Below are 25,170 nucleotides of genomic sequence, written 5' to 3' on the forward strand. Positions count from 1 at the left end.
CGCGCTAGGATTTGGCAGACTAAAAAAAGACCCGCAATTTTTGCGGGTCTCTGTATGATTACTTTTCAACATTCACTCTAACTCCCTCACTATGCGAACTGAACTCCGGCGCATACATACATTGAATACTGGTAATGCCATTGCTGTAGTTGCCAGGTAGCTGTGCAAACAAAGCATATTCGAATACATAAGTTCCTTTTCGAAGATAGCTGAAGAAAAAATTAGTACTGGCGTCTTTGGTGGTTTCATAATAACCCAATCCTCCCTGCCATTTATACTGGCTCAATACATTTACAGGCTCGAAAGACGATGCCCGCATGTCTTTCATGTGCACATATTCCATATCGCGGTCTACTCTTAATTCAATACGTACTTTTACCTTATCACCTACTTTTATTTGACCGCCTTCGTTAACAGGAGTCAGTACCGGACCCGTTGCCGTGTTCTTCTCGATAAATAATTTTTTGCTTAATTGCAAAGGCGTTGCCGCCGTCGTGATTTTATCGAGGTCTTCAAAATACTGCCAGTACACGCTTCCCCAGGTGGGTAGCGTAGAAATGGCATCTGATTGTTTCACGGTTAATGCAATATTGCCCATTGCCGGGCGAACCTTACTTCCTTCGATGATTGTTTTAAAATAACCGGTGCCGGCCTCGGCCTTGTTTTCCCTGCTGCTGATCGCTGTACCACCTAGGTCAATGCTGACATCCGTTGTACTGCTGAGCCAGTTGGTGCCGCGTAACAACAGTGCGTAACAAGCTTCAGCAGTGGCTTTCGTGCTTTCCCAGTTATTGGTTTGTTTGTTTTTTAATAACCAGGTTCTTAAATCGTCTGCTGTTGCAGCATCTTTTCCGGCTTCCTCAAACGCTTCAATCAGTAGTGCCTGTCTTTCAACCGGCGCTTCGTACCACCACCAGCTGCGGGCTGCATCTTTGTAATACATACCTTGTTCTTCATTACGGATGGCGGTTTCTTTTAAAGATTTAAGGATCGATTTTGGTGTCACCAGGTCATTCTCACGGTGGCCGGAAAGTGCGATCATACCCTGCATATACTTGTTTTGCTTAGTCCAGGTTTGTTTGGCGCGCTCTTTAAAATAATTCACCGCTTTCAATGCCGGCTCCGATATTTTATTTTGAGGGAAAAAGCTACGCATATATAAATACTGGATTACATAATACGAAGGAACGTATTCTTTCAGGTTTGTTTTGGATTTCAACAACTGCTCATATTCTTCTTTGATCTTATTATCCAGGTAGGGGATCGCTGCCTGAACCAACCGGTTCAAGTTAGCCTCCTGTAAGCCTGAAACGGCTTTTAGTCTTTTAAGATGACCGATACCTGTTACAATATATTGAGTCATATAGCGGTCGTCGGCTCCTCCTTTAAACCATACAAATCCGCCATTAGGACTTTGTAATTGCCTTAGTTTTTCGTAAGCTTTAGTTTGCTCGCCACTCATACGCATCAGGTCAAATAACACCGCCACGTTTTTCTTTTGCTGCGCTTCATTTTTAGCAGCCAGTACCCAGGGTGTTTCTTCCAGCAATACCGATTTGAGCTCTTCATTTTTTTGAAGATTACTTAATAAAGCGGCGGTATCTTCCGTACGCCATTGCTCCAATACCTGTTTGATTTTGGGAGAACTATTCGCTACCACAGTTGCCAGCGAATTAGCATAATAGCGATTCCATGTTTGCTCAGCACATTCGTAAGGATATTGCATCATGTAAGGCAGCGCCTGTACAGCGTTCCATACAGGGTTAGATGTATACTCAACGGTCAACGCCTGGTTGGTTAAGGTTTCGCTACTACCGCTATTGAGCAACTTGTCAAAGCGGAAATTTTGGGTACCGCTGCCACGCATATGAAGCGGTAAAGATTCTGTAACCAACATGCGGTTGGTTAATACCGGCAGCATATTTTCCTCACCATCAGAAACCGAACCGTCACTGGCCTTAGCAATGATGCGCCAGGTAAGCGCTTTGTTAAATTGGTAAGGTACTTCTATCGGGAACTGTATGGCCTGGCTCTGACCTGCCCCAATAGTGAAGTACTGTTTATCTACCACATTTTTAAACCATCCGTCCATGGGTTCGTTAGTAGCCGCATCAAACAATTGCAGTGTAGCAATACCTGTTATTTCCTTACCAGAAAGATTAACCACTTTACTGCTGAATTCCATTTTATCACCTTCTCTCAAAAAGCGTGGTGGGTTGGGCTGAACCATTAAGTCTTTTTGGGTAATAATCTCCCTGCTGCTATAACCCAGGGCGAGATCTTTGGTATGTGTCAATGCCTGGAACTTCCATTTGGTAAGCGCTTCGGGCATCGTGAATGAGAAACTGATATTGCCTTCTTTGTCCGTTTTCAGATCAGGAAAGAAAAAGGCTGTCTCGTTGAAATTGGTACGGACAGTTGCCGCACTGTTATCTGCGGTTGCTGGTAATGCTTGCTTACTTTGCTGCTCCAAAACAGCAGGGGCAGCAGCAATAGCATCAGCGGACATGTTAGCTACAGCGCCGGTGACAGATTGTTTCCTTTGTGTGCCGTAGCCAACTACAGCTACTTCCTCTAATGCATCGTTATTCACCCTGCTTTTTACGCGTACTGATGGTATCGCACCGGCCAACCCAATAGCACCTCCCCAGCCATTATCCAAACCATTATCCCAATAAAGCTTGTCGTATTGCCTGTCGAAAGTTTTACGTTCCCATTGGAGGCTATTTTGCATGCGGGCCTGCAGGTGACCAAAGTTGGTGTTACCCGTCCAGGCATAATTGCTGTAATGGTTACGCCAGATATAGGGCGTATTCCACTGGTGTGGGTTGAACTGGTCCAGCGATGCATCATACATGCTGGCCAGGAGTTCAGCAGCCACCTTTTCCTTTTTATGGCCGGATATCTTTACACTCCATTTTTCTTCTGCACCCGGCAGGGTTTTATCTCTGAAGCTGCTGTATTCAATATCCAATTGTTTGTTGGTCCAGGGTACTATGATCATGTGATCGGCCTGGAAGATGCGGTTGTTTTTTACAAACAGGTAACTATTTGAAATGCCTCCGCGGTCTTGTTCCGTAGCTGTAATGTCGAAGTTGCGACTGTTTTTATCCAGCTGATGAAAAGAAAATGACTGGGTGTTCCTGTCAATATGCTGTATTAAAAAAACCTTACTAGCAGAAGTAGCAATCTGTGTTGTGGCTTTTTCTCCAGGCTCTACTACCCTGGGAGCGATGCTGTATAAGTATTGCGGATAAACGGGTTCAGGCTTTTTCGCGTCAAACAATTCGATATACTGCACATCTTTTACATCGTTGCCGTCTTTGTCTTTTGTACTGATCTCTATGGTATAATAACCGGGTTGATATTTAAATGAGCTTAATGCAAAAATGCCGGTTGAGTCTGATGGTCCTGACTGCTCTGTTATAGTCGCTGCCTTTGCCCAGGTTTTTGGATCATCCTCATTGTTATAAATATCGTTGGGGAACTGTTGTATATACTGTTCTTTGCTCAGTATAAACTGGTCTGGCTTTTCCCAGTAACGGGGTCTTAATAGTCTCTGCTCAGGATTTAAACGGGTGACTTTTATCCGTATCGTTGCTTTTTGAAAAACGCCGGACATGTTCTCTGTTCTGATGAATACCTTATTTAAACTGTCAGTAGCAAGTTTTGCCGGTATGGATGTGGTAAGCAATAAAGATTTATATCCCGCAGATACCATTTCAGAATTACTTCTTGTTTCTCCGTTGATATCTGTAACATCGGCATAAATGCGGTAGTCAAAAACAGGGTCCAGTTTAGTATCCAGTTTTGCGTCAGGAATAGCCTTGAAGCTGATATTGAATTTACCGTCATTATCAGTTTGTATTTCTCCATTCGTAATTTCCATCGATTCTGACCTGGGGAAATAGCCTCTCCAGAATAACCAGGGGTAAGGGAATCGGGCTTCCCTAACCACGCGGTACTTTACCTTCGCGCCGTCGATATTATTGCCGGCATAAGCTTTGGCAAACCCTGTGATCTTCACGTCTTCGTTTACTTTATAGGCATCTTTCACTTTTTCAAAATCCACGTAAAACTTAGGTCGTTTGTATTCTTCCATGCGCACATTTGCATTACCGGTGCCGTCACTGGTACGCAGGTAATAAATGCCGTTAAGGCCGGTTTGTGGCAACACGAATTTTCCGTTAAAAGAGCCATACTCGTTGGTGGAAACCTGAAGGTCTGTAACCTTTTGATTATTGGCATCCGTAAGCGTGAGTGTAGTTTTATAAGCTGTTTGAACAGATGGCTCGGTCATGTCTGTTCTCCTGTTAACCGCAATGCCTTTGAAGTGTAGGGTCTGCCCCGGCCGGTAAATGCTCCTGTCTGTAAAAAGGAAAACAGAAGTTCTGAATTTCTTTTCGTTTTGCGTATTTAAAGCATTAAAATAATAGTAGACTTCATCTTCTATGAACAGCTTGTCATTGGCATATTTTATTTCAAATAGCAGGTTGGATCCTCCTTGTTCTTTTATGGCAGCATTACTCAATTTAAAATACCCGTTTTTGTCTGTGATATAAACTTCTGATTTCTGTTTGCTATAGGTAGAGGTTTTATAGTCGTAAGCTTTTTTATACACTTGTACTGTGGCAGTAGATAAAGGCTGGCCACTATTCCTGTCAAGGACAAAGAAGTCGGTATTGCGGTTTACGAAACTGATATTGGATATATAAGTAAGGCGCGCCGCCAGTATATTATTGGTGGTAGAAAAATCGTTGTTTAACGAAGCCACAATAAAGTATTCGCCGGTTGGTAAACCATCTGCTTTAATTTCGGTAGCATGCGTTTGCAGATCATCGTTGAGCGGTAAGGGTTGTTCCCATGTTTTTTGAGCCTTTGCGGCCAGTAGTTTATCCCAATAATTATTGTCACCCCGCTCATTGCTAACGATTGCTTTCAGAGAAGGAGTGACAGGTATGATCCGCCAATACAGCTTGTTTACATTTTTGAAATTGACCAGCATCCTGAAAGGCGCATCGGGAATGTTTACCCGTTCAACCTGGAACAGGAAATAAGGCTGAACGAGATCTTTATTCAGGTTATAGGCATTCACCCAACCTTCATTCTCCTTTTTCTGATCCAGTATTTTATCGGTGAGCTCTTTGGCTTTTACCAGTTCGTAACGGTAAGTGGTGTCTCCGTTAGGATCATACTGACTGCCTCTTTGCTGATGTATGGTCGCCAGCAGGAAACGGGCCTGGTTCACCTCGGGCGCATTATTATACTTTGAAACAAGCTGCTGCAGCGCATTGTAGTAAAGTAATTCTTTTCCTTCCAAACCTTTTGGCCCATCCATGACATTGATGGTGCCGGAAGATGTTTTTAATAACATCTTTGAATGAACATATTGTAGCCTTTCGATGTCTACATCGATCAAGGCGCTGGGATCGGTATCATTTAAATGGAATTGAATTAAATACTGGAAGACCGTTAGTGCTTTTTGCTGCAGTGACAGCGAGTCGCTGGTTGTGAAATTTATTTTTGCGAATGTAGCAGCAGGGCTCAGAGCACCGGGATCGTTGATCTCAAAGCTATATGCTGGTTTAGTGATATCGCGCTCGTCATTTTTAAAGTACTGAAGTGCCTGATGGGCCAACAGGTCATACAGTGTAGGGCGTAGTGACCGGGCATTTCCTTTTATAATAATCGCGTCGAAAGTTGCCAGTTTGGTTTTTTGCAATAATTCTTTATTGTTCAGCGAAAGCAGGTAAAGTGCACTGATTTTTTTATGAAAATCATCAATGGTCCAGGTAGCAACATCTTCCTTTTTAAAATCTTCGGTATTGGTTCTGTTGTACAATTTGTACCGGTTCGTAGCAAAGTATTGCTGGTAAATGCCTGCCAGGTAGCTGTTAAGTAAAGAACTTACCGGTTCTTTACTTCCCTGAAGTTCTTTTTCGATTTCTTTAATACGCTGAACGGGATTTTCCTCCCGGTTTTCCTGCTGTAGTTGAGTCATGTAAACAATGGCCTTTACTAACTGGGCCTCCTGCTTTTCCGTTTTTGCCCTGGCATATATTTTTTTTACGGCTTCAAGAGCAGAAGCAGGTAACCCTTTAGCTATATGGTCTTCTACGGTTTTCCAGTCAGCCTCATAATTTTTTACCTGTGCGTTAGTCCTCATTTGGAGTATGACAATTAAAACTGTTAAAACAGCTGTTATTTTTAAAATTTTCATTTGTACTTAGTTTACCGGCTGGTTATTGCCTTTTTTTGGGAGAAACAATACTCCTCGCGCTGCTATGACGCAAAAACATTACAATAAGCAACTTTCATTCATTTTATTTTTTTACCGATATCTCAACTACTCATTATGTTTTCGTTAAATACTGTGCCTGCAATAGCTATTATGATGCCGAGCATAGTGAAACTACATAAAGAAAGACCGTATTTTCGTAAAATTAATGCCAGTTTGTATCTTCCCGTGTTAGTGTGCTGCAATAGCACGGTGTCCCGGACTTCAATATACGTCGAACATAACTAAATTAGCGACATGAAATCTTTTATTGCCCTGTTGAGCCTGCTGTTCATGACTACTATAACCAGTGCTCAGTATTACGATTCTGTGAGCTTTGCAAGCGCCAACTGGAAGGGAAAGAAGATTGACCGCAAGGCAAAGTTATACCGATATCATTTTAACAATAAGAATCTTTTTAACGCTAACCAGCATATTAGCTATGTATTGGTAAAACGGAGCAGGCGGCATCAATTCCATATTGCCGCGGAGCCCCAAAAGCTAAGAACGGTCAGTGATTTTGCAGGGGAAGTAAAGCCATTAGCTGCAGTAAATGGTAATTTTTTTGATGTAAAGAACGGGGGCGCGGTCGATTTTACGAAGGTGCAGGGACGTATTATTAATGTGAATCGTAAGGCGGCTAACGAAAAACCCGATTTTCATCAGAAAGCAGCAGTAGTAATAGCCGCCAATGGTATCCCGGAAATAAAAAAATGGGATGGCCTGGTGAATTGGGAAGAATGGCTGAAAGAGCCCGATGTTATGCTGAATGGTCCTTTGCTTATTTTTAACCGGCAGGAAGAAAAACTCGATTCTGCTGGTTTTAACACTGCCAGGCATCCCCGAACCTGTATGGGAATCACCAAAAAAGGGCATGTGATTATGCTGGTGGTAGATGGAAGAAATGCCAATTCGCAGGGAATGAATTTATTTGAGCTGACAAAAGTGATGCGTTGGCTGGGTTGTGTGAGTGCTATTAATTTTGATGGCGGTGGCTCGTCGGCCTTGTGGGTAAACGGCGAAGGTATTGTGAATTATCCAACAGATAACAGGAAATGGGATCATGAAGGGGAGCGGAAAGTGGCAAATATCCTGTATTTTAAATAGGGTATGAAATGTAATTTTCAGTTTAGTCGTCACCTTAACCGCCAGGCCGCTATGGCGCAAAGAAAAAGGGAATAGATGTCCAAAGAAACTTTGGTCCTAGCGGTTAAATTAAGGTATACATTAGTGCCGGTTGGTGTGGTTATAATGGGTTCAGAATTGCATTTCTGGAACTGCTCCTTTTATTACCAACCGCCCTTCAGTAGCTTTTTGAATATCTTCCACGCTTACGCCAGGCGCTATTTCCAGTAGTACAAATCCTTCTTCGGTAATATCCAGCACCGCTAAATCTGTAACTACTTTCTTTACGCATCCCACACCTGTTAGTGGTAAAGTGCATGTTTTCAAAAGTTTTGATTGCCCGTCTTTACTGGTGTGCTGCATGGCTACAATTATATTTTTTGCCGCAGCTACCAGGTCCATAGCGCCCCCCATTCCTTTTACCATTTTGCCCGGTATCTTCCAGCTGGCAATATCACCGGTATCCGTTACCTCGAAAGCACCCAATACGGTAAGGTCTACATGTCCGCCTCTGATCATCGCAAAAGAAGTAGCCGAATCAAAGAAAACACCTCCGGGTTGTATTGTTACGGTTTGTTTACCCGCATTGATCAGGTCGGGGTCTGCATGTCCCTTTTCGGGAAAAGCGCCCATACCTAACATACCGTTTTCTGATTGTAACACTACTTCAATTCCTTCGGGGATATAATTCGCAACCAAAGTGGGGATACCGATCCCTAAGTTTACATAGTAGCCGTCCTGCAATTCCCTGGCTATGCGTTGTGCTATTTGTTCTTTTGTGAGGCCCATTTTCATGTTTATGCTAGTGGTTAATAGTAAGTGGCGAGTGGAGTTATTTTGTCGCACATAGGTTGTTCATCATTTTGCTAAGCATCTTAAATGTCGCTTCCAGATAGACTTCTAACTGGTTTATTTTATCTTTTTTGATATAATCCAAAATCAACGATATTTCGATCTGAGTGTCGACCTCTACCAAGGAACTTCTGGATATTTCATAAAACCTTTTTTTCTCATGTTTGGATATTCTTGCTGCACCTTCTGCAATATTACTGCAAACAGAAATGGCGGCTCTACGAATTTGGCTGACTAATACATATTGCTCTTCCTTTGGATAAGCTTTAGTATGCTGGTATACTTCTTTTACTAATTTTAGAGAAAATTGGTATACCTGTAAATTTTTGTGTGATAATTGTAACATAGCTGGTGTTTTATGACATGTGATATTTTTAACGCTTAGTTTTTTGCCCCACTATCCACTGACCATTTCCTACTTGCCACTAGCTAACTCCCCACTAACTTTTCTCCGTCAGCTTCTCAATCCTTTTCTCATAATTCTTCCCTTCAAAAATTCTTTGAACGAAAATGCCGGGTGTATGAATTTGTGCGGGATCAAGTGTGCCGGCAGGTACTAATTCTTCTACTTCAGCAATGGTGATCTTTCCAGCCATGGCCATGGGTTGATTGAAGTTGTTGGCCGTGGCCCTGTATATCAGGTTACCATGCGTATCGCCCTTCCATGCTTTAATGATGGCGAAGTCGCCGGTAATAGCATGCTCTAATAAATGGGGCTTGCCGTTGAACTCCCTGATCTCTTTTCCTTCCGCTACCTCCGTTCCATAGCCCGCAGGCACGTAAAAGGCCGGAATGCCCGCTCCACCGGCCCTACAGCGCTCAGCCAGGGTGCCTTGTGGTATCAGTTCTACTTCCAGTTCTCCTGCCAATAGCTGTCTTTCAAACTCAGCATTTTCACCTACATAAGAAGAGATCATTTTCTTAACCTGCCTTTTTTGTAAGAGCAGGCCGAGGCCAAAATCATCAACGCCGGCATTATTGCTGATGCAGGTGAGTTGTTTAACGCCACTATTGACTAATGCCGCAATACAGTTTTCGGGTATACCGCAAAGGCCGAAACCGCCTACTAAAAGGGTCATACCATCTATGATACCTTCAATGGCTTCTGCTGCGTTGGATACTACTTTATTCATAGTGCCTTTTGTGATTTTTTATATTGAATGGTTATCATTGTTACTAAAGGTTCCGTATCGGAAAGCAATGTCTTTTATTAGAGCTTCATCCAGGTGATGTGCGATATGCTCTTCTTCCAGATACGATAACAGGTCTAATGTGTTGAGGTTGCCCAATAGTTCGTAACCTGTCATGGGGCAACCGCCGATGCCGTTTATTACCCCGTCGTAACTTCTACAACCTGCTTTCCAGGCAGCATCAATCTTTTCCCGCCAGTTATGCTGTTGAGTATGTATATGCAACCCGATTTCTATACCGGGATATAAAGGCATAAGGGTTTCAAATATTTCCCGGATGGATGTTGCAGTTGCCAGTCCGATGGTATCCGAAAGGGTAATAGTTTGAACGCCGCTACTGGCAAGCTTCTCAACGCAATCCTTTACCAGTGCTATATTCCAGCTATCTCCATATGGGTTGCCGAAAGCCATACTAACAAAAACGCGATAGGCTTTTTGTTGGTTGCTGCATATTTTGCCAATGGCGGCAGCCGTTTCATCAACCTTCGCGATTGACGAATTGATATTTCTTTCGAGGAAAGTATTGCTGATAGAGTAGGGGAAACCTATGATATCCAGTTGGGCAGAAGTGCAGGCTTCTTCAGCTCCGCGGGTATTTCCAACAATAGCCAGTAGCTGCGTAGCGGATTTTGATTTGTCAATCAGCTTGAGTACTTCGTCGCTATGCGCCATCTGTGGAACTGCTTTGGTTGATACGAAGCTGCCGAAATCAATTACATCAAACCCTGCCAGCATTAATTCATTGATATAAGCTGCCCTTGTCTCTACCGGTATCGTAAAAGGTAAGCCTTGTTGCGCATCACGTGGGCTCTCTGTTATTTTTAGTTGTTCATTGCTCATAAATAATGTTCATAGTATGAAATATTTTTCCTGAATCGATGAACCCTATACTATGGGTCACCAACCATTCAACTTTTTAACCAATCAACTAGTCAACTTTGCTCAACATCCGATCTGCTTGGCAATTACCATTCTTTGTATTTCAGAAGTTCCTTCACCGATCTGCAATAACCGCTGGTCGCGATAAAAGCGTTCTACGTTGTATTCTTTCATTAGTCCATAACCGCCATGTACCTGCACGGCTGCATCGGCTACTTCTTTGGCAATTTCCGAGCAATATAATTTAGCCATTGCTGCTTCTTTAGTGAAAGGTTGCTTTGTATCTTTTAACCAACAGGCTTTATATAAAAAAGTTCGCGCCAGCTCTATTTTCATGGCCATATCCGCCAGTTTAAATGAAATGGCCTGGAACTGTGATATGGTTTTCCCGAATTGTTTACGCTCCTGTGCGTAGGCCAGGGCCAGCTCGTAGGCACCCTGGGCGCAACCCAGTCCCATAGCGGCGATGCTAAGCCTGCCGGCATCTAATGTTTGCAGCATGATCCTGGAACCTTGTCCGGGTTCACCCAATACGTTTTCTTTGGGTACCCTGCAATCATCAAAGAATAATTGTGAGGTGTCGCTTGCCCTCCACATCATTTTGCCATGCATGGCCTGCTGGCTAAAGCCGGGTGCATCTCTTTCAACAATGATAGTAGTGAATTCCTTTTTCCCGGCAGACTCATGGGTGACTGCCTGAACGGTGGTGCCTATATTGATATCCACCGATCCGTTGGTGATAAATATTTTACTTCCGTTGATTACCCAATCGTTGCCATCCAGGCGTGCTGTGGTTTTCGATGCCCTGGAGTCACTACCAGCTTCAGGCTCTGTAAGACCGAAACTCCACAATGCGTTGCCGGTGCACAGTTGTGGCAGGTATTTCAACTTCTGTTCTTCTGTGCCATAATTATAGATAGGGCCGATGCCCAGTGAATTATGCGCGGCGAGTGTTGCAGCCTGCGAGCCGTCTACACGGGCTATCTCTTCTACAGCGATAATATAAGCCAAATAGTCCATGCCTGCACCGCCATATTGGTCCGGCAAATAAATACCTAGCAAACCCAACTCACCCATTTGCCGGGTAAGCTCGTAGGAGAACGATTCTTTTTCATCCAGCTCCTGTGCCAGGGGTTTGATCTTTTTTTCTGCAAACTCACGTACCATACTGCGTAACTGTACATGTTCTTCATTTAAATTAAAATCCATATAGCAATTTTGTTTTTATTGTTTCAACAGGGTGGCCTCTATCTTGATGTGTAATACTTATACGGCTAACATTACTCCGATAACTCAACAAGTGCCATCGTCGTGTCTACTTTATCACCTTCTTTCACCAGTATTTCCTTTACGATAGCGTCCTTTGTACTAATGATATTGTTTTCCATTTTCATTGCCTCCACCACCAATAAAGGATCTCCTCTTTTTACCGTATCGCCCGCTTTTACATGTAGCTTGATTACTTTACCCGGCATAGGTGAAGTAATACTACCGCCTTTACCTGCTGTACCGGACCTGGCTTCGAAAATTTCACCATCTACATAAGACATATCTGGTCGGACTACCGTATGTGTCATGCCATTTAAGGTGATCTCGTAGGTGCCCGTTCGCCTTTCATAGATACCCACGGGATAAGGAACATCATCCAGTAATAACGAGTAATGAATACCATTGATATGTCTTATCTCTGCCTTACGTTCCTGGTTATGATATTTAAGTACAAATGGTGAGGTTTGTACAATATCTATAGTCACCGGCTCACCGTCAATCAACATATCCATAGTGGCGCAATGCCGCCAGTAGCCTATGCTTTGCCAGATATTCAATGTCTGATTCTTATTAGCTGAAAGGCTTTTTGCTAAAGCAGCAGCCAATGGAAGGATGATATCCACCTGCTTCTTTGTTTGTTGGAGTTGCGCCATTAATGTCTCCAGGTTTTGATCGATGTATTTGGTAGATATCCTGTTCTGGATATAATCGGTATGTTGCAATAACCCTGACAGGAATTCGATATTAGTCTGGATGCCTTTAATAGCGTACTGCTGTAATGCTGAAAGCATAGCTAGCCGGGCTTCTTCCCGGCTAGGTGCCCAAACAATCACCTTACTGATCATTGGATCAAAATCCCCGGAGATGGTATCACCTGTTTGCAATTGCATACCATCTATTCTTAGGATCTCAGCATTTGACAGAAGCGAAGACGCTTCAAACGATGGCTCCTGGTAATATTTCAATATACCCGGAGAAGGGAGAAAATGTTGTGCCGGATCTTCAGCATAAATACGGCATTCAATGGCGTGTCCGTTTTGTCGGATCTCAGACTGATTGAATGGTAAAGATTCTCCATTCGCTATGATGATTTGTTGCTCTACGATATCTATGCCCGTGGTAAGTTCAGTTACCGGATGTTCTACCTGTATGCGCGTGTTCATTTCCAGGAAATAGAAATTGAGGCTTTCATCTACCAGGAACTCCATAGTGCCTGCGCTATAGTAATTTATAGATTGCGCCAATGCAACAGCAGCCCTACAAATTCGCTCACGTACTTCGGTTGAAAGCGTTAGCGATGGTGCTTCTTCAATAATTTTCTGGTGACGGCGTTGTAGGGAACATTCCCTTTCATATAAGTGGAGGAGTTTGCCCTGCTGATCGCCCAATACCTGTACTTCAATATGTCTTGGCTTTGCAATATACTTTTCAATATAAACCGTGCCGTCTCCAAAGTAGTTTTTGGCTTCCCGCGCTGTGGCTTCCAGTGCTAACTGAAAATCGCTTTCGTTTTCTACTACGCGCATGCCTTTACCGCCACCGCCTGCTGCTGCTTTAATCAAAATTGGAAATCCAATACTGCCATAGCTTTTCACTAGTTCGTCAGTAGTACCGGTGATGCCTGGTGTAACAGGTACTCCGGCATTTGTAGCACAGTCCCGGGCCGCAATTTTATTGCCCATTGAGCGCATCGCTCCTGCTGAAGGACCAATGAAAATAATTCCGGCTTTTGTGCAGGCTTCAACAAACAACGCATTCTCCGAAAGAAAACCATAGCCAGGGTGTATAGCATCAGCGCCTGTTTCCAGGGCTGCGGCAATAACCGCCTCTATGTTCAAATAGGTTTCACTAAGCTGAGTGCCTGGTAACAGTACAGACTGGTTAGCTTGTTTTGCAAACGCAGACTGAGCATCTGCGCTGCTGTAAATAGCAACGGTAGCAATGCCCATTTTTTTTGCTGTGCGTTGTACTCTCAGGGCAATTTCGCCCCTGTTAGCGATCAGTATTTTTTTGATCATAGTCTCTGTTATTCAATCCAATTAGGTTTTCTTTTTTCAAGGAAAGCAGCCATGCCTTCCTGGCCTTCTGCTGAAGCACGTATTTCTGCAATCATTTTAGCAGTATAATCTAATGCTTCCGTCATTGATATTTTATTAGCAACCGTGTCGATAAGGCTCTTACAATGGCTGATGGCCTTCGGCCCGCTGGTCAATAATAATTGCAAGGTGGCTTGCAAGTGTGCTTCTGTTTCATGTATGTCGCTAAAGCAACGATTAACCAGTTTCAGGTGCTCTGCTTCACGTCCGTGTATACGTTGCCCGGTAAGCATCAGTTCTCTTGAAGGATATTCTCCTATACGCTTAATAATATAAGGCGAGATACAGGCCGGTATAATACCGATCTTTACTTCTGATAAAGAAAAAATAGTATCAGCCTCGCAGAAAGCAAAATCGCAGGCAGCCAGCAAACCATTGGCGCCACCCATTGCGGCCCCATGTACAATAGCTAATGTAGGTTTAGGGCAGGTGTAAATGGTTTGAAAGCAGGAAGCGAGTTGCAGGCTTTCCATATAATTTTGCTCATACCCATATTGCGCTACATCGCGCATCCAGTTTAAATCGGCACCGGCGCAAAAAACTTTTCCGCGTCCACGCAATACGATGGCCCTTGTGTCGGCTCTTTCACCTTCTTCCTTAAATGCGCTAATTAACTCAGCGATCATCACTTCGTTAAAAGCATTCCTTACATCAGGCCGGTTCAGCCATATCGTGCTGACCTGGTAACTGCGTTCTATTTCGAGCGTTGTATAGATCATTGTTCGTATGTTGATTATTAAGTTCCGTTAGGAACGGCATAATGGTAAAAGTACCTAAGAGAATCTGTTGAGTTCCGTAGGGACGATACCTAACCTGACCCTGTTGTATATATCTTTTATGTCAGTCTTATAAGATCTACCAGCACTTTGTTCCCTTTTTAAATCATTATTCATGCTTCAATATTTTTATTGCTTCCGTTAGGAATCAGAAAATGGTAAATAGTTGCAAAAAACTTTCCAGGTTCCGTGGAGATAACACTTAACAGGATTTTTGTATAAATCGAAAAAAGCATCTTTATATTAGTTCTTATAACATCTATCAATCTTATGTTTTATTCCTAACGATTACTTATTTTTTTAGTGATTCCGTTAGGAATCAGATATTGGTAAAATGATCAGCAAAAGCTCGCAAAGTCCGGTAGGGACGACACCTACACCAACTCTTTAAATAGGTATTTTTCATCATACTCTACTTCAAATTCCTCAAGCAATTCAAGATACTCCTCACGAAAAGTTTTTTTCTGGTGATGCGCCTCCTGGTTTTGTATATAGCCTATCACGGCTGGTAATTGTGACTTGCTATGAGAAAATGCTCCATAACCTTCCTGCCATTCAAATCTCCCTGGTACCAATTGGTTGTCATTAATCCATTTTGACGATCCTCCTTTTACATCCTGCATCAGATCTGAAATAGATTGAGCAGGTCTCACACCTACCAACAGGTCCACATGATCTTCAACACCATTTATAATAAGCATTTTGTGTTTTTTGTTTTGAACAATTTCACCTATGTATTTATACAGATCATTTTTCCAACGATATTGTATAATGCCAGCCCTGTGCTTAACAGCGAATACAAAATGAATGTGTATTTGTGTATATGTATTGGCCATGGTGTCGTCCCTACGGGACTTTGTTGAAATTGTTGTTTGCTTGCTACCGATTTTCCGTCCCTACGGGACTCAATTGATTGTCATCTGTCAACTATGATCCATCATCTCCAATCTACATCCTGAACACCCCGTTTTTCGTGTCCGCCCATTTCCTGTTCATCGATGTAGCAATGCCCATGGCAATGATACGGCGTGTATCAGCCGGATCGATAATACCGTCGTCCCAAAGCCGCGCCGTACTGTAATAAGCCGATCCCTCCTCTTCGTATTTATTTAAGATCGATGTTCGCAAGGCGGCACGGTCGGTATCGGCAAATGCTTTACCCTGTGCTTTTAATTGCTCTTCTTTTACCGACACCAATACGCCCGCTGCCTGTTCGCCACCCATCACCGATATTTTGGCGTGTGGCCACATAAAGAGAAAACGGGGATCATAAGCCCTTCCACACATGGCATAATTGCCGGCTCCGAAGGAGCCCCCGGTTACTACAGTAAATTTGGGAACATTAGCATTAGCCACCGCATGCACCATTTTAGCGCCATCCCGGGCAATGCCTTTTCTTTCATACTCTTTGCCTACAATGAACCCGGTAATATTTTGTAAAAACAGGATAGGTGTATTACGCGCAGTGCACAACTCTACAAAATGAGCACCCTTTAAGGCCGACTCGCCAAACAGCACACCGTTGTTGGCAATAATACCTACGGGAAATCCCATAATATGCGCAAACCCCGTAATCAGGGTAGGGGCATATTTCTCTTTAAACTCATGAAAGCGGCTACCATCAACAAGCCTGGCGATGATCTCTTTAGGATCAACCGGTTTCTTCAGATCGGTTTGAAGAATGCCGTACAATTCTTTTGCATCGTACAATGGAGCTTCAATAGGCTTTAAATCTAATATTTGCTTTTCAGCGGGTTTAAAAGTTTGCACAAGGTTGCGACAGATCGCTATGGCATGTGCATCATTTTCAGCAATATGATCGGCGACACCAGAAATAGAGGTATGTACTTCTGCACCGCCCAGCTCCTCAGCAGATACTTCTTCGCCAGTGGCTGCTTTTACCAGTGGCGGACCACCTATAAATATCGTACCCTGGTTGCGCACAATAATGGTTTCATCACACATAGCAGGAACATAAGCCCCACCTGCGGTGCAGGACCCCATTACAATGGCAATCTGAGGAATACCCAAGCCCGACATCCGCGCCTGGTTATAGAAGAAACGGCCAAAGTCGTGCCGGTCGGGGAAAACCTTATCCTGCTCTGGCAGGAATGCGCCACCCGAGTCCACCATATAAATACAAGGCAAGTGGTTTTCAAAAGCTATTTCCTGAGCTCTTACATGCTTTTTGATCGTGTATTGCATATAGGTGCCGCCTTTTACGGTAGCATCATTGGCAATGATCATTACCTCACGGCCATGCACCAGGCCTATGCCGGTTACAATTCCAGCCGAGGGAAACTGGTCTTCATGAATGCCATTGGCCGCAAGCGGCGATAATTCCAGGAATGGCGTATTGGGGTCGAGTAACTGGTTTACACGTTCACGAGCCAGTAATTTGCCCCTTTGCTTATGTTTTTCAATGGCTTTATTGGGCACGGGATGAATTACCTCTGCCATGCGCCTGCGCCATTGTTCCAGAATGGGAAGATAGGCCTGTTGATTAGCCGTAAAATCAGCCGATTCTATATTGATGTTAGATTGAATAGGATACAAAGTCGTTAATTCTTTTGTTGATCTAAATTTAAGCGAAGTAAAGGATTTTTACTTAAAATACTAACGGTTGTTAGTTTATTTGTTATTTTCCGGTTATAATGAATTTGAAAATGATGGTTTTATTTGATATTTATGATTTTCCACACAGATGCTGAGGCATAGCATTAATAAAAAGCAACCGCTGATATGAAACGCGAAATAGAACGTCATCCTGAAGTTCCTTTTTTCAGCTTAAAAATAAGAGAACTTCTATCCGGCTTATGCTTCCGGCAGGACAAGCCGCAGAGATCCGATCTGATATTTGCTTTTGGTACCAATATTATTCCGGAGATATTGGCAGGCCGTATTGAGGAGCTGCTGGGTAATAAGATAGCCGAAACAGTTTTGATAACCGGCGGTATAGCCAATTATATTAATACTGAATATAAAAATATACCTGAGAGTGATTTAATATATTCAGCTATCGATCGCTCAAAATTTCCGGTTATTAAGTTTATTCTGGAGCGTAGGTCAAAAAATAACCTGGAAAATGTGCTTTTTTCGGCATCAAAATTCCCTTTTAACCAAGCCAATACTATTACTTGTCTTTCACATTCTTACGCTTCACGTCGAAGTGTTCAAACATTGAAAAGGATATTTCCGGGAACTATTTTCAGCTATCCTTACGATATTCCATCAGAAAAGGAGGGAATAAACATAACGCTCAATAATTGGTGGGAAACAGAAAAAGGACGTTCGCTTGTCTGGGGCGAATTTCTACGTATCCGGACTTATGGCGGCCGGGGGGATTTTCCTTTAACTGCAATGATGCGCCTCCAGTTGTCAGAAATTAATTTGATGCTGAATTAATGAGGTTAAAAATCTTTTTTATAATCGTAAAACAAAACTGTTAAACCATTGTTAGTGTACCATAAGCGGGCTATTTGTATTAATTTTGCCAGCCCGTTGGGTCAGACGGGCAAAAATTTTCAGCAGATAATGAAGAAAATTCATATTATTTTATTGGTTCTAACTGCTGCTGTCATAGCGGTTTTAGTTAGCTTTTTACAGACAACAACTACTTACGATACGGTTGCTATTGCGAGGTCTAAACCTGGAAAATTTGTACACCTCATGGCTAAATGGGATAAATCAGAGCCGATGGAGTACGACGCTATTAAAAATCCCAACTATTTAACCTTTACTGCTATCGATACACTGGGCGATAAAGTAAAAGTAATCTATCACAGCCCTAAGCCTGAAAATTTTGAATTAAGCGAAAGGCTGGTAATGAAAGGGAAATATGAGGAAGGCCAGTTTGTTTGTCAAAGCATTCAAACCAAATGCCCCAGTAAATACAAGGATCAGGATCCTTCCCAACATCCGGGAAATAAAAAAGACTCAACCTACAACAATACGGTAGCCCGGGTTTCTACAGTTAAACAATAATATTTATGGAGTACGCAGGCGAGCATCTGTTGCCCGGTCAGGTTGGACATTTATTTATTTTAGTTTCTTTGATTGCTTCGCTTACAGCAGCATTCGCATATTTCAAAGCAGTGCAAGCCACTCCAGATGCTAAGGCTGGCTGGTTGAAGCTGGGGCGGATTGCTTTTTTGACTGAGGTGGCCTCCGTACTAATCATTTTTGCGGCGCTCTTACATATACTTTATCATCATTTATTTGAATATAAATACGCCTGGCAACATACCAGTCTTTCGCTTGAGTTTAAGTATATTATGAGTGCTTTTTGGGAAGGACAGGAGGGTAGTACCCTCTTGTGGGCTTTCTGGCACTGTGTTTTAGGTGTTATTATTATAAGAAGAGAAAAGCAATGGGAAGCACCGGTAATGTCGGTGGTGAGCTTTGCCCAGTTCTTTTTGGCTACAATGGTGGTGGGCATTTACATTTTCGATGTGAAAATAGGCTCCAATCCTTTTATCTTATTAAGAGATTCGGGTGTGCTAAACGAAGCTCCGGCTATGCATATCAATTTTGATCTTTCTCAACCGCTGCGTCCGGATTATCTATCGATGGTGACAGATGGAAATGATCTGAATCCATTGTTGCAGAATTATTGGATGGTAATCCATCCGCCTATATTGTTCCTGGGTTTTGCATCTACCTTGATACCTTTTGCTTTTGCTATGGCAGGCATCTGGACCAAGGATATTAAAGGCTGGGTAACCCGTGCTATTCCATGGACTTTATTTTCTGTTGCTTTCCTGGGTTTGGGTATTATGATGGGGGCTAAATGGGCTTATGAATCATTGAATTTTGGTGGTTACTGGGCCTGGGATCCTGTGGAAAATGCTTCACTGGTGCCGTGGATGATCATGGTATCGGGGCTGCACACCATGCTGATCTTTAAGCATAGTGGGTATTCATTAAGATCCTCATTTCTGTTCCTGGCTTTGTCATTTGTATTCATCGTATACTCTACTTTCCTTACAAAAAGTGGGGTGCTCGGAGACTCCTCTGTACATGCCTTTGCAGATATTGGCATGAACGGCCAGTTATTTCTTTTCCTGATTGTGTTCGTTTGGCTGCCGCCATTTTTTGCCGCATCAACCAATCAGCTGCGATTGATTATTACAGGGGTGACGGCGGTACTATCTCTGGCTACTTATTTCCTGGCAGAAAAGATTCCAGGCTTCCCGTTGTATGTAATATTGGGTGGCATAATTACATTTATTGTATTGCTCAATAAACAAGTGCCTGCTATCAAGAAAGAAGAGAGTGTGTCATCGAGGGAGTTCTGGATGTTTATAGGATCTCTTGTATTCTTCCTGGCAGCAATGATCATCATCTTCCAGACTTCTTTACCGGTATTTAACAAGCTGTTCGATTCGAACAAAGCACCGGGAGAGAATGACGAATTTAATTATAATAAGATCCAGGTACTGATCGCTTTCGTTATTGGCATTCTTACGGCCATTACCCAGTACCTCAAGTATAAAGCTACTGACACAAAGTTTTTCTGGAATAAGATATTGGTGCCAACCATCATCAGTGCTTTGGTGGCCACATTTATCCTGGTGTTCGTAAAAATCAATTATGATACACATGGCATGGGCTTCCTGATCAATATATGGCTGGCGTTAGTAGCAACGGTTTACGCTACCATAGCCAATGCTGCATACATATGGGTGGGGATGAACGGAAAATTGAAGAATAGTGGTGGTTCCATTGCCCACTTTGGTTTTGGATTAATGCTGGTGGGTATGATCCTATCCTCATCCAAAAAAGAAATACTTTCCTGGAACACCAGCGGGATCGCCGTTCCATTTGGAGAAGACAGCAAGGAGAAAACAGGAGAGAACCTGACCCTGGTAAAAGGTGTGCCGATGCAGATGAATAATTACATGGTAACCTATGTGGGAGATTCAGCCCACCCTAAAAAGCAACAAACGTATTTTAAGGTACACTTCAAGTCTAAAAAGAATAATGAGGAGTTTACCTTATTACCGGATGCATTTGTAAACTATAAGGGTAATGAAGGATTGATGGCGAATCCGTCGAGCAAACACTACTGGAATCATGATGTGTTTACTTATGTTTCTTCCTTTTATAAACCGGATGGTAAGAGTGACACGGTTAGCTTTAAGCCTAACACGGTTCATTTAAATGACACAGTGTTTTATAGCAAAGGCTATATCATTATTGAGAAGCTGGCTGCAAAAGATAATTTACCCGTATCCGGTTTTTCAAAAACAGATACCGGTTATACGGCTTCTGTGAAAGTGCAGCAACTAAACGGTCCTTCCTATAGCGCAGACCTTTTAATGATACGCAACCAGGGCAATACGCTTTATCAAAACCTGGATACCATCACTTCACAGGGGCTGGTTTTAAAACTGGATGATGTAGGCGGTGATAAAATCACGTTAGGCGTAAAAGAGTCTGATGATGTTCTGGAATATCTTACACTTAAAGCTTATAAATTCCCTTACATTAACCTGGTTTGGGGTGGTGTTGTATTTCTGGTTATTGGTTCGGTAATCAGCATGTTCCGCCGTATCAGGCTGCAGCGTTTAAAAGCTGCATAGTCGTTACATTATAATGTAGTTTGAACTAATTTTTTCATATATTGCTACGTTATCAGATATATGGACGTCTGATTACTAAACGCTTTATATGAGAAAGATCATCTGCACGCTATCCGTGCTCCTTTTCACTACTGTTGTAAATGCCCAATCAAAATCGTACAGCGGTAAAACCGGCTTCGCTATTTCGGTACCACTTGTTTACAATACACAATATTTTGATTACAGCCATTTTCGAAATAGAAAGGTGAACAGGACCCGCATTTTGGGCATTGGGGCTTCCTTGTACAGGAGTTTGGGTAAGGACGCCATTTTGTTTGGAGCCAGTTATCAGTTTAATATCGATCCTGAATTGGTTCAGTCGAAAGGCCATCAGTCAAGTCGGCAACATGTTGAAAACCTGGCTCTCGATTTTTTTTATAACAAAAGTATTCATCGAAGTATTCAATTGCTTGGAGGAATAGGTGTATCAAGGTATAGGTATATACTTAAAGATATTGAGTTGAAGCCAACAGATTTAGGAAAAGATTCAACTTATAGTAAAAATGATTTTGTTTTAGGGCCTAATCTGGGCATTCAATTCAGGTTGAACAATTTTTTGAGCACTACTCTTATATATCGGCCTGGCATCGTTTCATTTAATTCTGATCATTATTTTCACAATATTAGTTTGAGTTTTGATATTCACCCTTTGAGTGTTAAAGGTAGAGTGCCTAAGAAAGAGCGACCAACATTGAGATCTATGTAATATATTTAAGCTTATAAACTGCGGGGACAAAAAAATATTTTTTGTAAACCTTTGAATTATAGCTGATTAAATTGTTTTTTGATGCCAGGGATTGTAGGCTTTGGCCGCTACTTACCGCCTTTTCCACATATTTTATTTATATATTGAAATTTGGGGTTTTGATCGTACTTTTGCGCCCTGAAAACCAACAATTCTAAGAATGGCAGGCCAGTTAAAAGAAGTTCGTAGTCGTATCTCATCGGTGCAGAGCATGCAGCAAATTACAAAAGCCATGAAAATGGTGAGTGCTGCCAAATTCCGCCGTGCACAGGATTCAATTGTACAAATGCGTCCTTATGCAAGAAAATTACAGGATGTATTAAGCAATATTGTGAGCAACAGCGATGGCGAAATTAAAATGGCTTTAGCTGAAGAACGCCCGGTAGAAAAAGTATTGTTGATTGTGATTACCAGCGACCGTGGATTAGCGGGCGCCTTTAACTCAAACGTGGTAAAGTTGGCCCGTAACGTAATCAGGGAAAAATACCAGGCACAATATGATAAAGGTAATGTGACTGTTTGGAACCTGGGTAAGAAAGGATATGAAGCCTTAACCAAGTTGGGTTATAAAACTAACGACGAACATAAAGATATTTTTTTACAGCTGAGCTTTGATAATGTACAGAAGATTTCCCAGGCGGCTATGAAAGCGTATGAGGAAAAACAATTTGATGCGATCGAAATTGTTTACAGCCAGTTTAAAAATGCGGCTACACAAATCTTTACTGCGGAACAATTCCTGCCCATTCCTAAAGTAGAGAATAAAAAAGGCGGTACTAAAGCCGATTTTATATTTGATCCTAACAAGGCTGAGCTGATTGCTGAGCTGATGCCAAAAATATTAAACACACAGTTGTATAAAGCTGTGTTGGACTCTCATGCTTCAGAGCATGGCGCGCGTATGACATCGATGGATAAAGCAAGCGAGAACGCTAACGAAATGCTGAAGAGCCTGAAGTTGTCTTACAACCGCGCAAGACAAGCTGCTATTACCACTGAGCTTACAGAGATAGTAAGTGGTGCAGCAGCATTGCAGGGTTAATACTAATTCAAAGTTCAAAGTTTGAGGTTTGAGCGTTCGGCTGTAAAGCAACATTAGACTTTAAATTTTTAAACTTTAGTCATGGAAATAGCCGAGTTAATTCCACATATCGAAGCGCTGATTTTTGCAAGTGAAAAACCTCTATCTTCTTTAGAGGTTACTGATTTGTTGAACAGTGCTTTTGGGTTTATGGAAGATAAAATAACCCTCGACCAGGTGGAAGCGGCGATAGACGGTGTAAAGGAAAAGTATGTTTCAGAATTCTATCCCTTTGAAATAGTACAAAGTGGCGGTGGCTGGCAGTTTTTAACAAAAAAAGAATATCATAAAACAATTGCCCAGTTAAACGGCGATAAGTTTATGAAACGTTTGTCTGCAGCAGCGCTGGAAACACTGGCAATTGTGGCATATAAACAGCCTGTAACCAAGGGAGAAGTGGAAGCGATTCGTGGAGTAAGTGCCGATTATGCGATACAGAAGTTGCTGGAGAAAGAACTGATTATAATAAGTGGTCGTAATGAAAAGCTTCCCGGGCATCCATTGGTATATGGCACTTCTAAGTCCTTTATGGATTATTTTGGCATCAACTCATCTGATGAACTACCCAAAATTAAAGAGGTATTAACCGAGCAGATGGTAGAGCCTACTTCTATTGTAAACGGAATGACCGTTAATGATGAAGCGTTGTTGGATGAAAATGGGAATCCGCTGGCAGTGTCTGAAAACGGTGAACTGATTGAAAATACAACTATGATCAACGAAACAGAAACAAGTGAAGAGCAACTAACAGCCGGCGGTGACGAGCTGGGTGTTGTGGATACTTCTGCTGATGACGAGATAGTAACGGATGGTGCCGAAACACCCGGTGAAGAGGAAGTGGCATTCGATGATGAAAAGAAACAGGTAACCGAAGAAATTCCCGGGAGTGAAGCGAAAGACGAAGAAGCGGACGAGGAACAGAAGAAGGATGAAGATGATGAGCCTGCGTACTAAATGATATTAATAACATTTAATCATATTTAATCAGGCAGTACTTGTACTGCTTTTTTTATACATGGTATTATGGGAAATGAACTAAGCCTCGAACTGCTAAACGGAATAGCAAAAGAATACGGCACTCCGTTATATGTATATAACGCTGATAAAATTGCAGCACAGTATAAAAGATTGACTACTGCTTTTCAAAGTGAAAAAGTGCGTTTTTTTTATGCCTGCAAGTCGCTCACCAATATTAATGTTTTAAAGGTTTTAAAGGCAGAAGGCTGTAATGTAGATTGTAGTTCGATCAACGAGGTAAAGCTGGCGCTGTATGCTGGTTTTGAACCTCAGAACATTTTATACACCAGCAATGGTATTGCTTTCGCTGAAATTGAGGAAGCACAATCGTTAGGTGTAATTATCAATATAGACAGCCTGTCTAATCTTGAAAAGTTCGGAAAGAGATTTGGCAATAGCTACCCCGTGGGTGTTCGTTTAAGACCTAATATTATGGCGGGCGGAAATCTGAAAATATCTACCGGGCATGATAAAAGCAAATTTGGTATACCGGTAGATCAGCTGGAGGAACTGGTACGCGTTGTAAAAGACAACCAGATTCAAATTACTAATTTGCATATTCATACAGGAAGCGATATTAAAGATCCTGATGTTTTTGTAAAAGGGATAGAAGTATTGTTTGACATCATTCCACATTTTCCTCATTTAAAATCAATCGATTTGGGAGGTGGCTTCAAAGTAGCTTATAAAGAAGACGATCCTTTTATTAATGTAGAAGAGCTGGCGGAAAAAGTATTACATACTTTTGAGTCGAATGAATTGACCAAAGATCTGCAGATCTGGTTTGAGCCAGGCAAATTCCTGGTTAGTGAAAGCGGCTATTTTATAACACAGGTTAATGTTTTAAAAGAAACTTCAGCTACAACGTTTGCCGGTGTGAATAGCGGCTTTAATCATCTCATCCGCCCTATGTTTTACGATGCCTATCATCGTATTCAAAATATGACTAACCCTGATGGTGAGGTTAAAGAATATACCATTACGGGAAATATATGTGAAACAGATACATTCGCCTGGTCGCGCCCTTTACCTGAAATACGGGAAGGGGATCTGTTAGTATTTTATAATGCCGGAGCCTATGGTTTTGAAATGTCGAGCAACTATAACTCACGTTTTAAGCCGGCCGAAGTGCTGGTAGAGAATGGGCGGCCCCGCCTGATACGCCGTAGGGATGTTTTTGAAGACTTATTAAATAACCAGGTGCTTTAGTAAGTATTAACATTTATTGTTTCAGTACTGT

General features: G+C 42.2%; 18 protein-coding genes. 8 read left to right on the top strand and 10 right to left on the bottom strand.

Annotated features, from left to right (window positions below; all coding sequences use genetic code 11):
• Positions 1-58: 58 nt before the first annotated feature.
• Positions 59-6,220 (bottom strand): alpha-2-macroglobulin family protein, encoded by a 6,162-nt coding sequence (locus tag ACLOAU_RS14005; protein ID WP_427862494.1) that lies wholly within the window; start codon positions 6,218-6,220, stop codon positions 59-61.
• A gap of 315 nt (positions 6,221-6,535) precedes the next feature.
• Here ACLOAU_RS14005 and ACLOAU_RS14010 point away from each other — a divergent pair, with 315 nt between their 5' ends.
• The gene (locus tag ACLOAU_RS14010; RefSeq protein WP_427862495.1) at positions 6,536-7,384 is read left to right on the top strand and encodes a phosphodiester glycosidase family protein; all 849 of its coding nucleotides are present in this window, start codon (positions 6,536-6,538) and stop codon (positions 7,382-7,384) included.
• Between the two features lie 150 nt (positions 7,385-7,534).
• On the opposite strand, the gene ACLOAU_RS14015 is transcribed toward ACLOAU_RS14010, so the two are convergent.
• From ACLOAU_RS14015 to ACLOAU_RS14055, 9 genes are all read right to left on the bottom strand, one after another.
• Positions 7,535-8,191, bottom strand: coding sequence for a CoA transferase subunit B (locus ACLOAU_RS14015; RefSeq protein WP_427862496.1), 657 nt, complete (start codon positions 8,189-8,191; stop codon positions 7,535-7,537).
• Positions 8,192-8,234: 43 nt separating this feature from the next.
• Entirely contained in the window at positions 8,235-8,600 is a 366-nt protein-coding gene (locus tag ACLOAU_RS14020; protein ID WP_427862497.1) for a four helix bundle protein, read from the bottom strand.
• 94 nt (positions 8,601-8,694) lie between these two features.
• Positions 8,695-9,387, bottom strand: coding sequence for a CoA transferase subunit A (locus ACLOAU_RS14025; protein ID WP_427862498.1), 693 nt, complete (start codon positions 9,385-9,387; stop codon positions 8,695-8,697).
• 18 nt (positions 9,388-9,405) lie between these two features.
• On the bottom strand, positions 9,406-10,284 hold the full coding sequence (locus tag ACLOAU_RS14030; RefSeq protein WP_427862499.1) for a hydroxymethylglutaryl-CoA lyase-like TIM-barrel protein: 879 nt from the start codon (positions 10,282-10,284) through the stop codon (positions 9,406-9,408).
• Between the two features lie 102 nt (positions 10,285-10,386).
• Positions 10,387-11,532, bottom strand: a complete 1,146-nt coding sequence (locus tag ACLOAU_RS14035; RefSeq protein ID WP_427862500.1) for an acyl-CoA dehydrogenase family protein — start codon at positions 11,530-11,532, stop codon at positions 10,387-10,389.
• Positions 11,533-11,603: 71 nt separating this feature from the next.
• Positions 11,604-13,610 (bottom strand): acetyl/propionyl/methylcrotonyl-CoA carboxylase subunit alpha, encoded by a 2,007-nt coding sequence (locus ACLOAU_RS14040; RefSeq protein WP_427862501.1) that lies wholly within the window; start codon positions 13,608-13,610, stop codon positions 11,604-11,606.
• 8 nt (positions 13,611-13,618) lie between these two features.
• Entirely contained in the window at positions 13,619-14,407 is a 789-nt protein-coding gene (locus ACLOAU_RS14045; RefSeq protein ID WP_427862502.1) for an enoyl-CoA hydratase-related protein, read from the bottom strand.
• Positions 14,408-14,838: 431 nt separating this feature from the next.
• Positions 14,839-15,300, bottom strand: coding sequence for an IS200/IS605 family transposase (tnpA, locus tag ACLOAU_RS14050; RefSeq protein ID WP_427862503.1), 462 nt, complete (start codon positions 15,298-15,300; stop codon positions 14,839-14,841).
• 112 nt (positions 15,301-15,412) lie between these two features.
• Positions 15,413-17,020: a carboxyl transferase domain-containing protein gene (locus ACLOAU_RS14055; RefSeq protein ID WP_427862504.1), complete on the bottom strand. Its 1,608-nt coding sequence runs from the start codon at positions 17,018-17,020 to the stop codon at positions 15,413-15,415.
• Between the two features lie 186 nt (positions 17,021-17,206).
• On the opposite strand from ACLOAU_RS14055, the gene ACLOAU_RS14060 reads away from it, so the two are divergent.
• The 7 genes from ACLOAU_RS14060 (at position 17,207) to lysA (ending at position 25,139) form a co-directional block, all read left to right on the top strand.
• A complete protein-coding gene (locus tag ACLOAU_RS14060; protein WP_427862505.1) occupies positions 17,207-17,869 on the top strand; it encodes an ElyC/SanA/YdcF family protein in 663 nt (220 codons plus the stop codon).
• Positions 17,870-17,998: 129 nt separating this feature from the next.
• Entirely contained in the window at positions 17,999-18,448 is a 450-nt protein-coding gene (locus ACLOAU_RS14065; RefSeq protein WP_427862506.1) for a cytochrome c maturation protein CcmE domain-containing protein, read from the top strand.
• A 5-nt stretch (positions 18,449-18,453) separates the two neighbouring features.
• Positions 18,454-21,048, top strand: a complete 2,595-nt coding sequence (ccsA, locus tag ACLOAU_RS14070; RefSeq protein WP_427862507.1) for a cytochrome c biogenesis protein CcsA — start codon at positions 18,454-18,456, stop codon at positions 21,046-21,048.
• An 88-nt stretch (positions 21,049-21,136) separates the two neighbouring features.
• Complete coding sequence (locus tag ACLOAU_RS14075; RefSeq protein ID WP_427862508.1) at positions 21,137-21,793, top strand: hypothetical protein; 657 nt, start codon at positions 21,137-21,139, stop codon at positions 21,791-21,793.
• 199 nt (positions 21,794-21,992) lie between these two features.
• A complete protein-coding gene (gene atpG / locus ACLOAU_RS14080; RefSeq protein WP_427862509.1) occupies positions 21,993-22,874 on the top strand; it encodes an ATP synthase F1 subunit gamma in 882 nt (293 codons plus the stop codon).
• Positions 22,875-22,955: 81 nt separating this feature from the next.
• Positions 22,956-23,867 carry an SMC-Scp complex subunit ScpB gene (gene scpB / locus ACLOAU_RS14085; RefSeq protein WP_427862510.1) on the top strand — a complete coding sequence of 304 codons (912 nt, stop codon included), beginning with the start codon at positions 22,956-22,958 and terminating at the stop codon, positions 23,865-23,867.
• A gap of 69 nt (positions 23,868-23,936) precedes the next feature.
• On the top strand, positions 23,937-25,139 hold the full coding sequence (gene lysA / locus ACLOAU_RS14090) for a diaminopimelate decarboxylase (RefSeq protein WP_427862511.1): 1,203 nt from the start codon (positions 23,937-23,939) through the stop codon (positions 25,137-25,139).
• Positions 25,140-25,170 lie beyond the last annotated feature (31 nt).

Origin of the sequence: Paraniabella aurantiaca (assembly GCF_050309965.1) — a bacterium.
Taxonomy (GTDB): Bacteria; Bacteroidota; Bacteroidia; order Chitinophagales; family Chitinophagaceae; genus Niabella.